Genomic DNA, 12,641 nt, shown 5'->3' with positions numbered 1-12,641 from the left:
GCCGCCCTCCGGCGGTCAAGGTGCGGGCCGCAGCGCTGCCGCGGCGAAGCGAACGGACTCAGCCTTTTTTGAGAAACAGGCCTTCGATGTCTCCCGAAACCGCGATCTTGCCTTCGGCCAGCCAGGTGCGATGGCGGTCCAGGCGCTTGAGGTCGTACAGGTAATTGACCATGAGGCCGTACGACTGCTTGAGCCCCTTGGCCGACGGGTCGCCGGCCCAGTTGAGCCGCTCGACGCGTGCGCCGTTGCCCAGGTGGAAGCGCGCCACCGGATCGGCCGGCGTGCCGTCGACCAGCGTGCGGCCCAGGTACTCGGCGGCGACCTGCAGCAGCCACTGGCGCAGCGGCGATTTCGCGTCGAGTTCTGCGGCCGCATCAACTGCTGCGAGCAGGCGCTCGGCCGTCGGCGGCACCGAGCCGACGAGGCGGCCGAGTTCGGCTTCGCGCTTCTCGTCCAGGCGCGGCAGCAGTTCGGCGGCATTCTTGGCGAGCCACGTGCGCAGGCCCGGAATGGGCGACAGCGTGGCAAAGGTCTTCAGGCGCGGCAGCTCGTCCTGCAGGGTCTCGACCACGCGCTTGATGAGCGAGTCGCCAAAGCTCACGCCGCGCAGGCCGGTTTGCGTGTTGCTGATCGAATAGAAGATCGCGGTGGTCGCCTTGGCCGGCTGCACGGGCACGGCGGCCTCGTCGAGCAGCGGCACGATGCCTTCGCTGATGCGGTCGACCAGCGCCACCTCGACAAAGATGAGCGGCTCGTTCGGCAGGCGCGGATGGAAGAAGCCGTAGCAGCGGCGGTCGCTGTCGTCGAGCCGGTTCTTCACGTCAGACCAGCTCTTGATGTCGTGCACCGCTTCGTAGCGGATGAGCTTCTCGATCAGCGAGGCCGGCGAGTTCCAGTCGATACGGCGCAGCTCGAGAAAAGCCACGTCGAACCAGGTGGAAAACAGGTGCTCCAGCTCGGCCTCGAGCGCGAGCAGGCGCTTGTCGGACTTCAGGCACGGCAGCAGATCGGCGCGCAGGTCGACCAGGAAGCGCATGCCACCGGGCTCGACCGCGAAGCGCTGCAGCAGCCGCATGCGCGGCGACACCAGCGCGCGGCGCAGGCGCAGCTCGGCCTGCCCTTCGTCGGGCGTGCCGACGGCGGTCTGGTGCTGGTCGCGCGCGCTGTTGAGCTTGCCCGCGTCGGCGGCGAAATGCTCGCTCATGAGCGCCCAGTAGTCGCGGCGCTCTTCCGGCGAAGCGCCGGCGTAGGCCTGCGCGATGGCATGGGCGCGGCGGCCGCCCTCGACCTCGCTCACGCGCGGATCGATCACGGCCTGCAACTCGGCCAGCACGCGGCGCAGCGTGCGCGGCGACAGCGCCTCGTCGGCCTTGCGCAGCGTGGCCTGCAGCCGCTCGGCGGTGGTGCGGGCGCTGGGCTTGGGCGTGTGGCGGGCCGAGCCCTTCGTGGCGCCGTTGCTCGCCACGGGGACCTTGGACGATTCGCCCATGCGCAGGCGCGCCTGGAACCACTCGGTCGCACTCATCGATCTGCTCCTGTGCCGTTGGTTGCAAGGGTGGTGCGTGTCACGGCATCACCCGGGATTTCTGCTGTTGCATCACTTCGCGCAATGCTTCGCGCTGGCGCGTCATGTGGGTGCGCATGGCGGCGTCGGCGCCTTCGCTGTCGCGGGCCTTGAGCGCCGCGAACACGGCCAGGTGCTCCGACAGGCTCTGGTCGAGCCGCCCCGGCGCGTGCAGCTGCTGCAGCCGCGCGAGCTTCAAGATCTTGCGCAGGTCGCCGATCACCTGGGCCAGCCACTTGTTGTCGGCGAGCTTGATGATCGCCTCGTGAATGATGTGGTTGGTGGCGTAGTAGTCGTTGATGCGACGCGCCTTGGCGTGGCGCACCAGGCGCTCGTGCAATGCGTCGAGCTCGTTCAGCTCGGCGTCGCTGGCGTTGCGCGCAGCCTCGTAGGCGCAACGCCCTTCGAGCAGCGCAATGACCGGAAAGATCTCGTCGAGGTCGCGCTCGGTCACCTCGTTCACGAAGCAGCCGCGGCGCGGCTCGTGGCGCAGCAGGCCTTCGGCGGTGAGCACCTTCAGCGCCTCGCGCAGCGGCGTGCGCGAAATCGACAGCCGCTCGCACAGGGCCGCCTCGTCCACGAAGCTGCCGGGCGCCAGCGTGCCGTCGAAGATCTGCTCGCGCAGCGTGGCGGCGACTTCGTCGTGGAGGGAGTTGGGGACCAGGCGCATGCGTTGAAGACTCGGAAAGTCGGTGGGCGTTTCGCGTAATTTCCTGTAATTACGCATAATTGTGAGTGGACAGTTAACGCAATGCAAGGGCCACGCCCTGCCCTTGCGGCCCGGAATTACCCTGAGACGGACGAAAAAAAGCGGCGCGCACCCGAAGGTGCTGCGCCGCTTTTCGCGGGTGTCTCGCGGGTGTGTGGAGCGTCAGGCGCGCGCGGTGCTGCCGGTCTTGCCGGCCCGGCCGAACCAGATCCACAGCGCGATGCCGCCGATCACCATCGGCACGCTGAGCCACTGGCCCTGGCTCAGGCTCAACGCGCGCAGGCCCAGGAAATCGTCGGGCTCGCGGAAGTACTCGGCCACGAAGCGCAGCACGCCATAGCCGATGAGGAACACGGCGGCCACCTGCCCCTGCTTGCGCTCCTTGCGCGCGTAGAGCCACATCACGACGAACAGCAACAGGCCTTCGAGCAGGAACTGATAAACCTGCGACGGATGGCGCGGCAGCGTCGAACCGCTTTGCGGAAACACCATGCCCCACGGCAGGTCGGGGCTGCTGAAGCGGCCCCACAGCTCGCCGTTGATGAAGTTGCCCACGCGGCCTGCGGCCAGGCCGGTCGGCACGCAGGGCGCAACGAAGTCCATCACCTGCCAGAACGGCCGCGCACGCGAGCGCGCAAACCACACCATGGCGCCGACCACGCCGAGCAGGCCGCCGTGGAAGCTCATGCCGCCCTGCCACACATACAGGATCTCGAGCGGGTGCGTGAGGTAGTACTCGGGCTTGTAGAACAGGCAGTAGCCGAGCCGGCCACCGACGATCACGCCCATGACGCCGAGGAACAGGATGTCCTCGATGTCCTTGCGTTGCCACACGCCGGCCGTGGCCAGCGAGCGGAACGGCTCGTGGCGCAGGCGGCGCGTGCCAAGAAAGTAGAACAGCGCGAAGGCCGCCAGGTAGGTCAGGCCGTACCAGTGAATGGCCACCGGCCCCAGCTGCAAGGCGACGGGATTGATCTGCGGATACATGAGCATCCGACGATTGTGCCGTGGCGCCATGACGCCGCCGGCACGGGGGCATTCAGGGCAATGTCAGCGCCCGAACTTCCACCACAGCAACCCCGCCACCAAAGCGGGCACCGCGAAGATGAACAAGAAGATCGGCAGCTCCTCGGCCACCGAGTACCCGGCCTTGAGCACGCCCACGGCCATGTTGATGCCCGCGCCGACGAACCACGCCGGAATGAACCACTTGGCCGCCGCGGCCAGCGCCATCGACGAGCCGTCGCCCATGAAGCGGCCGGCCAGAAGAAACACCACCAGCAGCGCGAAGCCGCCGCCCATCACCATGACTGTGTGCATCTGCGTTGTCCTCCTGGATCGATCGTGCCCGATGTTGCCGGATCAGCGCGTGGTGTAGCCACCGTTGGCGAAGATCGTCTGGCCCGTGATCCACCAGCCCTCGGTGACCAGGAAGCGCACGATGGGCGCGATGTCCTCGATGTCGGTGAGCCCCTTCTTCGAGTACTTGCTGAGTGCGGCGGCCGTACTGTGGTACGCCACGGCCTCGGGGCTTTCCTGGCCGTAGAAGAACGGCGTGTCCATCGGGCCCGGGCCGATGGCATTCACCGAGATGCCGCGCTCGCCGAACTCCTTGGAGGCCGCGCGCGTGAAGTGCTCCACTGCTGCCTTGGCCGCCGGGTAGATCGCATAGAACGGCGTGTAGGCCGCGAGCAGCGAGCTCACCAGCGTCACGATGCTGCCGCCGTCGGCCATGGTGCGGCCGGCCTGCTGAATGAAGAAGAAGGCGGCCTTGGAATTGGCATCGAAGCTCTTGTCGTAGTCGGCCTCGGTGATGTCGAGGATCGGCTTCTTGATCACCACGCCCGCCGTGTTGATCGCCAGGTCGACCTGGCCGAAGTGCTTCACGGCCTGATCGAACAGCTTCACGTTGTTCTCGACCACGGCGAGGTCGCCCTGTACCAGCAGCGTGTCGGCGCCCTTGGCCTTCAGCGCGGCGGCGGTCTGCTCGGCCTCGCCGCGCGAGCTGTCGCTGTTGTAGTGGATGGCGATGCCGCGGGCGCCGCCGTCGACCAGCAGATGGGCGATAAGCGCACCGAGGTTCTTGCCACCGCCGGCGATGACGGCGACCTTGTTCGTGAGCGTGCGTGCGGACATGGATGAACTCCTCTGGATGAATGAAGAAAACCCGGGACGGGATGTGTGACGAGCCGCCAGTCTATTGATCGCCAAGTTGCAGATAAATCATTCATTCAAGGCTAGACTGTTCTTAAAACAACAAACAATCAGCCACGCCGCCATGGACCGCATCGAACTCCTCCAGGTCTTCCTGCGCGTGGCCGAAACCGGCAGCTTCACGCGCGCCGCCGACCGGCTGGCGCTGCCGCGCGCCACCATCTCGACCGCCATCCAGCAGCTCGAGGCCCGCCTGGGCTCGCGCCTGCTGCACCGCACCACCCGCCGCGTGGGCCTCACGCCCGACGGCGAGGTGCTGCTCGAGCGGGCCCGCGCGCTGGTGGCCGACATGGAAGACATGGAGCAGCAGTTCCAGCCCGCGCACAGCAGCGTGAGCGGACGGCTCAAGGTCGATGTGCCGAGCCGCATCGCGCGCCTGCTGATCGCGCCGGCGCTGCCGGACTTCTTTGCGCGCCACCCGGCGGTCGAACTGGAACTCGGTTCCAGCGACCGCGCGGTCGACCTCGTGCTCGAAGGCGTGGACTGCGCCGTGCGCGTCGGCCCGCTCGCCAGCAGCAGCCTCGTCGCCCGGCCGCTGGGGCATTTCACGCTCATCAACTGCGCGAGCCCGGCCTACCTCGCGCAGCACGGCACGCCGCGCACACCGGCCGACCTGCCGCAGCACTTCGCGATCAACTACGCCTCGCCCACCAGCGGCCGTGCCGCGCCCTGGGAATGGCGGCTGCGCGATGGCGAGACCCAGACGCTGCGGCTGCGCAGCCGCGTGGCGGCGAACAACGCCGAGACCTACATCGCGTGCGCGCTGGCGGGGCTGGGACTGATCCAGATTCCGGCCTACGACGTGCGCGCGCACCTGGCAGCCGGCGAGCTGGTCGAGGTGCTGCCCGACGCGCGCGCCGAGCCGCTGCCGGTGCACCTCGTCTACCCGCACCGGCGCAATCTGTCGCGGCGGGTGCAGGCCTTCGCGGGCTGGCTCGACGGGTTACTAGCGGCCTCGCTCGATGCGCCCTTGCCCTCACCCGCCGGTCGGGCGTCGCGCAGCCCCTGAGCCTTAGGCCGGCACGCGCCCGGCCCGCTCGCGCACGAAGGCCACGAAGCGCGCCAGCGCCGGATGCGACGCCTGCGCGGGCCACACGAGGCTGGTCTCGCACACCGGCAAGGTCACGCGGCGGCGGCCCACGCCCTTGAACTCGTGGACCTGCCGGTAGACCACGCCCGCGCGCCGGAACTGCATCACGCTGTGCGGCACCCAGGCCGCGCCGATGCCGCCCGACACGAGGTTGACGATGGTCTGCATCTGGATTGCCTCCTGCGCCACCTGCGGCGTGCGCCCGGCCGCGTGGTACAGGTCGAAGATCGCGTCGTGCAGCGAGGGCACGATGCGGCGCGGAAAGATCACCAGCGGCTCGTCCAGCACCTCGGCCAGCGGCACGGGCCGCGCCTCGGCCAGTCGGTGCTGCGCGGGCAGCGCGAGCACCAGCGGCTCCACCTCGACCGGCAAGCAGGCCAGCCCCGGCGGCGCGGCGCCCGGCGAATGCAGCATCAGGCCAGCGTCGATCTCGCCGCGCGCAAAGGCTTCGAGCTGCACGTCGCCGGTGGCTTCCACCAGTTCGAGCGCCACTTCGGGGCACAGCACGCGGAACTCGCGCACCCAGGCCGGCAGCTGCTCGAAGCCGACCGTCGAGACAAAGGCGATGCGCACGCGCCCCACCTGCCCCGCCGCCGCCGCACGCGCCCGCGCCGGCAGCGCCTGGGCGCGCGCCAGCAGCTCGCGCACGTCGGGCAGCAGCGCCTCGCCGGCCGGCGTGAGCGCCACGCGCCTTCGCGTGCGATCGAACAGCACCACGCCCAGCGTTTTCTCGAGCTGGGCGATGGCCTGCGTCACGGGCGGCTGCGTCATGTGCAGGCGCAGGGCGGCGCGGCCGAAGTGCAGTTCTTCGGCCACGGCCACGAACTGGCGCCAGGCGCGCAGGTCGATGAGGGCTTCGTTCATATGCCGAGCATATCAATCCTCGCTTCAAATTGGATTGGAACCAATCAATCAGAAGTCCGATACTTGGCGCTTCCCCCTCACGATCTCCCCACGACAGAAGAGACACCATGGACACCAAGACCATCCAGATCAATCGCCGCAGCGCGAACATCACCGAAGGCAAGAGCCGCGCCCCCAACCGCTCGATGTTCTACGCCATGGGCTACGAGGAAGGCGACTTCAAGAAGCCGATGGTCGGCGTCGCCAACGGCCACAGCACCATCACGCCCTGCAACTCGGGCCTGCAGAAGCTGGCCGACGCGGCCATCGAAGGCATCGAGGAAGCCGGCGGCAATGCGCAGGTGTTCGGCACCCCCACCATCTCCGACGGCATGGCCATGGGCACCGAAGGCATGAAGTACTCGCTGGTGAGCCGCGAAGTCATCTCCGACTGCATCGAGACCTGCGTCGGCGGCCAGTGGATGGACGGCGTGCTGGTGGTCGGCGGCTGCGACAAGAACATGCCCGGCGGCCTCATGGGCATGCTGCGCGCCAACGTGCCCGCCATCTACGTCTACGGCGGCACCATCCTGCCGGGCCGCTACAAGGGCCAGGACCTGAACATCGTGAGCGTGTTCGAAGCCGTGGGCCAGAACGCCGCCGGCAACATGAGCGACGAAGACCTGCACGAGATCGAGAAGCGCGCCATTCCCGGCACGGGCTCGTGCGGCGGCATGTACACGGCCAACACCATGTCCAGCGCGTTCGAGGCGTTGGGCATTTCGCTGCCCTACTCGTCCACCATGGCGAATCCGCACGACGAGAAGGCCAACTCGGCCAAGGAATCGGCCAAGGTGCTGATCGAGGCGATCAAGAAAGACCTGAAGCCACGTGACATCGTGACCAAGAAGGCCATCGAGAACGCCGTGGCGGTCATCATGGCCACCGGCGGTTCGACCAACGCGGTGCTGCACTTCCTGGCCATTGCGCACGCGGCCGAGGTCGAATGGACCATCGACGACTTCGAGCGCATGCGCAAGAAGGTGCCAGTGCTGTGCGACCTGAAGCCCTCGGGCAAGTACCTCGCGGTCGACCTGCACCAGGCCGGCGGCATTCCACAAGTGATGAAGGTGCTGCTGAAGGCCGGCCTGCTGCACGGCGACTGCATCACCATCAGCGGCCAGACCATCGAAGAAGTGCTGAAGGACGTGCCCGACGTGCCGCGCGCCGACCAGGACGTGATCCGCCCGATCGACAAGCCGATGTACGACGAAGGCCACCTGGCCATCCTGAAGGGCAACCTGTCGCCCGAAGGCGCGGTCGCCAAGATCACCGGCCTGAAGAACCCCGTCATCACCGGCCCGGCCCGCGTGTTCGACGACGAGCAATCGGCGCTGCAGGCCATCCTGGCCGGCAAGATCGTCGCCGGCGACGTGATGGTGCTGCGCTACCTCGGCCCCAAGGGCGGCCCGGGCATGCCGGAAATGCTGGCGCCCACGGGCGCGCTGATCGGCGCGGGCCTGGGCGAAAGCGTGGGCCTCATCACCGACGGTCGTTTCTCGGGCGGCACCTGGGGCATGGTGGTCGGCCACGTCGCGCCGGAAGCGGCAGCGGGCGGCACCATTGCGTTCGTCAACGAAGGCGACTCGATCACCATCGACGCGCACAAGCTGGTGCTCGAACTGAACGTGCCCGAAGCCGAGATCGCCAAGCGCCGCGAAGGCTGGAAGGCCCCGGCCCCGCGCTACACGCGCGGTGTGCAGGCCAAGTTCGCGTTCAACGCCTCGAGCGCGAGCTCGGGCGCGGTGCTCGACAAGTTCTAAGACGAACTCAGCCCATCATCCACGCGCCGTAGCCGAAGGCCACGAAGCCTAAACCTACGATCGCGAAGATGGCCCGGGCTTCGAAATCCATCGCCGGGGGAAAGCTCTGCACGACGAAGTGCAGCAGCGCCCCCGCGCCGATGGTGAGAAAACCCGCACCGAACTGCTTCATCGCGCTCGCGTCGGGATAGAGAAACACCAGCGCAAAGCCGGCAAGGAACACCACGTTGGCCAGCACCGTGCCGCGTGTGCGCCATCTCTTCTGCAGGGGCGTCGGCTCGCGCACCGGTGCCGGCTGGCCCCTGCGGCCTTCCTTGAGTGCCATGCCGGTGAAGAACAAGCCGAACATCGTCGGAAAGCCGCCGAAGAGGCCAAGCCCCCAGACGATGCCCCACATGTTCTGGAAGTCGGCCACCAGGGCCTTGGCGGGGTCGGCGGTGCTGTAGCGCACCTCGACCGCATCGCCCCACTCTTTCTCGGACAGGCTGCCACCGAGCCCCTTGACGCGGCGCTTCTGGCCATCGGCCGCGGTGTATTCGACGACGGGCGCACGCGTGGTGGTGACGTAACCCTTGCTGTCCTTGCTGCGCTCTTCCACGAATTCGACCAAGGTGCCTTGCGTGGGGGCCGTGCCCGCAATCGACTGGTAGCGCTGCCAACCCACCGTGACCGCGCCATACAGGCCGGCGCAGCCGATCAGCAGTGCGCCGACGCCGGCGCCCCAGAAGAAGGTCTTGAAGCGCCCGACCAAGGCGCCGACGGCCGGCCCGACCAGCAGCGAGAACCCGAAGACGAGCAAGGCGTGGGTGGCGGCTTCGTCGTCCATGGCGCGCGTCCGGTTGGCATGCGGCGCGGGTGACGAGGCCGCGTGGTCAGCGGCGCGGGCGCTGTTGCCCGTTGCTGGTGCGAAGGCCCATGTTGGTCTTCTGGCGGTCGATGCGCGCCTGCTTGCGGCGCTCTTCGCGCTCGATGACCTTGCGCTTGGTGTAGCCCGACGAATCGGCCCAGGCCCACCATGCCAGGGCCAGCGCGAACGGACTCAGCACGATCCACCAGCTCCAGCCGGCGACCATGCCCACTTCGAAATATTTGAGGGCTATGCCAAGCAGGCCCAAGAGCAGAAACCACATCGCGAATACCCTCCGAGTTGGTCGGTATCGCCGCCAGTGCGTGTGCACCGCGCTACCTACAATCGCGTTGGATCGAATGTAACTCAGCCCTTACGAAAACAGTCCCCATGAAAAGAACGATGTTGATGGCAGCCCTGGGCCTCGGCCTCGCGGCGCCCGCCTTTGCCGACCTGGCCCTCGCCACGTCGAAAAACTGCATGAGCTGCCACGCGGTCGAACGCAAGGTGCTCGGGCCGTCGTTCAAGGACATCGCGGCCAAGTACAAGGACGACAAGGGCGCCGCCAACACGCTGGCCACCAAGATCATCAAGGGTGGCTCCGGCGTGTGGGGCCCGGTGCCGATGCCGGCCAACAACCAGGTCAGCGAAGCCGATGCGAAGAAGCTCGCAGCCTGGGTGTTGTCGACGAAGTAATCAGAAGAAGAAACGAAGCGCGCGGCGCGCCCGATCAGATGCTCGGGTTGATGTCGCTGGGCACCGGACGGCGCTCGATGCGGTCCTCGAGTTGCCCGATGTGCGCCGCCACCGTGTTGTCGGTCTGGTCCGAACGCGCCTTGACCGCGCGTTCCAGCTGCTCCATCCGCGCCAGCAGCGCGGTGTGCCGGTCGGCGTTGTGCGACATGTGCTGCTTCTCCTGCGCTTCCAGGAAGTTGCGCAGTTCGGTGAAGCGCGAAGCCTCGGCCTTGTCGGCGAGGTCGCGCTGGGTCTGCATTTCCTTCGTGTGGCGCTTGGTCTCCAGCAGCACCGAGCTGTGCAGGTACAGCACATACACGAGGAAGAAGGCCGCGAGCACGGCCGTGAGCCCCAGCATGATCAGCCCCAGCGGCGCCGACACGCTCATGAAGCCGAGCCACACGTCGGTGGGGGCCGACAACGTGCCCCAGTTCAGCGCGGCAAGCCCCGCGATGAGCAGCACGATGACAAAAAGAAAAGCGGATCTCACGCCCATGTGGCGCCTCCTTGCAAAAGACCGACAAAAGCCGCGCGCCGGTCAGGGCGCACGGTGACGACATCGGTTTTACCTCAGCAAGGAGGCCACTTTGGTGCACATGGCCGCACAAACGGCCATGTCCTACACCTCTCTACAGCCAGTTCGTGACAACTGTTCCGAATCGGTAGGCGCAGATCGCTTTTCGACTCAGTTCGTCTCCGACAACTGATCGAGGATCGCCGGATTTTCGAGCGTCGAGGTGTCCTGCGTGATCGCCTCGCCCTTGGCGATGCTGCGCAGCAGGCGTCGCATGATCTTGCCGCTGCGCGTCTTGGGCAGGTTGTCGCCGAAGCGGATGTCCTTGGGCTTGGCGATGGGGCCGATTTCCTTGGCGACCCAGGCACGCAGTTCGTTGGCGATCTGCTTGGCCTCTTCGCCGGTCGGGCGCGAGCGCTTGAGCACGACGAAGGCGCACACGGCCTCGCCGGTCACATCGTCGGGACGGCCCACCACCGCGGCTTCGGCCACGAGGTCGGTCTTGGACACCAGCGCCGATTCGATTTCCATCGTGCCCAGGCGGTGGCCCGACACGTTGAGCACGTCGTCGATGCGGCCCGTGATGCGGAAGTAGCCACGGTCGGCACTGCGCACCGCGCCGTCGCCGGCCAGGTAGATGGTGCCGCCCATTTCCTCAGGGAAGTAGCTCTTCTTGAAGCGCTCGGGATCGTTCCAGATGGTGCGGATCATCGAGGGCCACGGCCGCTTGATGACCAGCATGCCGCCCGCGCCGTTGGGCAGGTCTTTGCCGGTCTCGTCGACGATGGCGGCCATGATGCCCGGCAGCGGCAAAGTGCACGAACCCGGCACCAGCGGCGTGGCGCCCGGCAGCGGCGTGATGACGTGGCCGCCCGTTTCGGTCTGCCAGAAGGTGTCGACGATCGGGCAGCGCTCGCCGCCGATGTTCCGGTGGTACCACATCCACGCCTCGGGATTGATCGGCTCGCCGACCGAACCGAGGATGCGCAGGCTGGTCAGGTCCCAGTTCTTCGGGTGCACTTTTTCGTCGCCTTCGGCCGCCTTGATGAGCGAGCGGATCGCGGTGGGCGCGGTATAGAAGATCGAGACCTTGTGCTTCTCGATCATTTCCCAGAAGCGGCCTGCGTGCGGGAAGGTCGGGATGCCCTCGAACACGACCTGCGTGGCGCCGGCCGCGAGCGGGCCGTAGGCGACGTAGGTGTGACCAGTGATCCAGCCGATGTCGGCGGTGCACCAGAACACGTCTTCGGGGCGGATGTCGAAGGTCCAGTCCATCGTGAGCTTGGCCCACAGCAGGTAGCCGCCGGTGGCGTGCTGCACGCCCTTGGGCTTGCCGGTGGAGCCCGAGGTGTAGAGGATGAACAGCGGGTGCTCGGCATTGACCGGCACGGGCGCGCACTCGGTGCTCTGCCCTGCCTGCGCTTCGGTGAAGGTCTTGTCGCGGCCCTCGACGCGGTTCCACGCGGTGGGCGTGCGCTCGTACACGAGCACGGTCTTGAGCGTGTCGCAGCCCCCCAGCGCGATGCCGTCGTCCACGATGGCCTTCAGCGGCAGTTCCTTGCCGCCGCGCAGCTGGTAGTTGGCGGTGATGACGGCCACGGCGCCCGCGTCGATGATGCGTTCCTGCAGCGCCTTGGCCGAGAAGCCGCCGAACACCACACTGTGGGTGGCGCCGATGCGCGCGCAGGCCTGCATGGCGACCACGCCTTCGATGGTCATCGGCATGTAGATGATGACGCGGTCGCCCTTCTGGATGCCCTGCGCCTTGAGCGCGTTGGCGAACTGGCTCACGCGGGCCAGCAGTTCCTTGTAGGTGACGCGGGTGACGGTGCCGTCGTCGGCTTCGAAGACGATGGCGGTCTTGTTCTCGACGGGGGTGCCGATGTGCTTGTCCAGGCAGTTGGCGCTGGCATTGAGCTCGCCGTCACCGAACCATTCGTAGAACGGCGCCTTCGATTCGTCGAGGGTGCGGGTGAATGGCTTGGTCCACTGGAGGTTGTCCTTGGCCAGCCGGGTCCAGAAGCCTTCGAAGTCCTGTTCGGCTTCCTTGCACAACGCTTCATAGGCGGCCATGCTGGCAATGCGGGCGCCTTCGGTGGCGCGGGCGTCGGGCGGGAACACACGGTTCTCGACGAGGACGGATTCAATGTTCTTCGATGCGCTGCTCATGCTCTTGTCTCCTGATTGAATGCGGCCGTAATGTCGGGGCACGCACTTACGGGCCACTGACGGGGTCGATGTTAGTTCGCAGGGTTATCACGAGTGCGTCACTGGGAGACCCCTAGAATCGCCCGACTTTTTA

Annotated in this window: 13 protein-coding genes; 3 read left to right on the top strand and 10 right to left on the bottom strand. The window is 67.1% G+C overall.

The annotated features are described in order from the left end of the window. Positions 1 to 58: 58 nt before the first annotated feature. From CY658_RS26090 to CY658_RS26070, 5 genes are all read right to left on the bottom strand, one after another. Positions 59 to 1,525: a malonyl-CoA decarboxylase gene (locus CY658_RS26090; protein ID WP_101492954.1), complete on the bottom strand. Its 1,467-nt coding sequence runs from the start codon at positions 1,523 to 1,525 to the stop codon at positions 59 to 61. 40 nt (positions 1,526 to 1,565) lie between these two features. Next, positions 1,566 to 2,234, bottom strand: a complete 669-nt coding sequence (locus CY658_RS26085; RefSeq protein WP_101492953.1) for a GntR family transcriptional regulator — start codon at positions 2,232 to 2,234, stop codon at positions 1,566 to 1,568. A 201-nt stretch (positions 2,235 to 2,435) separates the two neighbouring features. Further along, positions 2,436 to 3,266 (bottom strand): prolipoprotein diacylglyceryl transferase, encoded by an 831-nt coding sequence (lgt, locus tag CY658_RS26080; RefSeq protein WP_101492952.1) that lies wholly within the window; start codon positions 3,264 to 3,266, stop codon positions 2,436 to 2,438. 57 nt (positions 3,267 to 3,323) lie between these two features. Beyond that, positions 3,324 to 3,593 carry a hypothetical protein gene (locus CY658_RS26075; RefSeq protein ID WP_062480550.1) on the bottom strand — a complete coding sequence of 90 codons (270 nt, stop codon included), beginning with the start codon at positions 3,591 to 3,593 and terminating at the stop codon, positions 3,324 to 3,326. A gap of 42 nt (positions 3,594 to 3,635) precedes the next feature. Then, a complete protein-coding gene (locus tag CY658_RS26070) occupies positions 3,636 to 4,409 on the bottom strand; it encodes an SDR family oxidoreductase (protein ID WP_101492951.1) in 774 nt (257 codons plus the stop codon). A 142-nt stretch (positions 4,410 to 4,551) separates the two neighbouring features. Here CY658_RS26070 and CY658_RS26065 point away from each other — a divergent pair, with 142 nt between their 5' ends. Next, positions 4,552 to 5,496 carry a LysR family transcriptional regulator gene (locus tag CY658_RS26065; RefSeq protein WP_101492950.1) on the top strand — a complete coding sequence of 315 codons (945 nt, stop codon included), beginning with the start codon at positions 4,552 to 4,554 and terminating at the stop codon, positions 5,494 to 5,496. Positions 5,497 to 5,499: 3 nt separating this feature from the next. On the opposite strand, the gene CY658_RS26060 is transcribed toward CY658_RS26065, so the two are convergent. Continuing rightward, entirely contained in the window at positions 5,500 to 6,441 is a 942-nt protein-coding gene (locus CY658_RS26060; RefSeq protein WP_101492949.1) for a LysR family transcriptional regulator, read from the bottom strand. Positions 6,442 to 6,548: 107 nt separating this feature from the next. On the opposite strand from CY658_RS26060, the gene ilvD reads away from it, so the two are divergent. Continuing rightward, complete coding sequence (gene ilvD, locus CY658_RS26055; RefSeq protein WP_099796739.1) at positions 6,549 to 8,243, top strand: dihydroxy-acid dehydratase; 1,695 nt, start codon at positions 6,549 to 6,551, stop codon at positions 8,241 to 8,243. A 7-nt stretch (positions 8,244 to 8,250) separates the two neighbouring features. On the opposite strand, the gene CY658_RS26050 is transcribed toward ilvD, so the two are convergent. Together CY658_RS26050 and CY658_RS26045 are read right to left on the bottom strand one after the other, a co-directional pair. Continuing rightward, positions 8,251 to 9,069, bottom strand: coding sequence for a DUF3592 domain-containing protein (locus tag CY658_RS26050; RefSeq protein WP_101492948.1), 819 nt, complete (start codon positions 9,067 to 9,069; stop codon positions 8,251 to 8,253). A gap of 46 nt (positions 9,070 to 9,115) precedes the next feature. Further along, entirely contained in the window at positions 9,116 to 9,373 is a 258-nt protein-coding gene (locus CY658_RS26045) for a TIGR04438 family Trp-rich protein (RefSeq protein ID WP_101492947.1), read from the bottom strand. A 107-nt stretch (positions 9,374 to 9,480) separates the two neighbouring features. Between CY658_RS26045 and CY658_RS26040 the strand changes: the two genes are divergently transcribed. Further along, the gene (locus tag CY658_RS26040) at positions 9,481 to 9,786 is read left to right on the top strand and encodes a c-type cytochrome (RefSeq protein ID WP_062482639.1); all 306 of its coding nucleotides are present in this window, start codon (positions 9,481 to 9,483) and stop codon (positions 9,784 to 9,786) included. Between the two features lie 34 nt (positions 9,787 to 9,820). On the opposite strand, the gene CY658_RS26035 is transcribed toward CY658_RS26040, so the two are convergent. Further along, complete coding sequence (locus CY658_RS26035) at positions 9,821 to 10,321, bottom strand: Signal transduction histidine kinase (protein WP_101492946.1); 501 nt, start codon at positions 10,319 to 10,321, stop codon at positions 9,821 to 9,823. Positions 10,322 to 10,510: 189 nt separating this feature from the next. Further along, positions 10,511 to 12,508 (bottom strand): acetate--CoA ligase, encoded by a 1,998-nt coding sequence (acs, locus tag CY658_RS26030; protein WP_101492945.1) that lies wholly within the window; start codon positions 12,506 to 12,508, stop codon positions 10,511 to 10,513. Positions 12,509 to 12,641 lie beyond the last annotated feature (133 nt).

The organism is Variovorax sp. RO1 (assembly GCF_002849325.1).
Classification (GTDB): Bacteria; Pseudomonadota; Gammaproteobacteria; order Burkholderiales; family Burkholderiaceae_C; genus Variovorax.
This window is presented reverse-complemented; position numbering and strand designations above follow the sequence as displayed.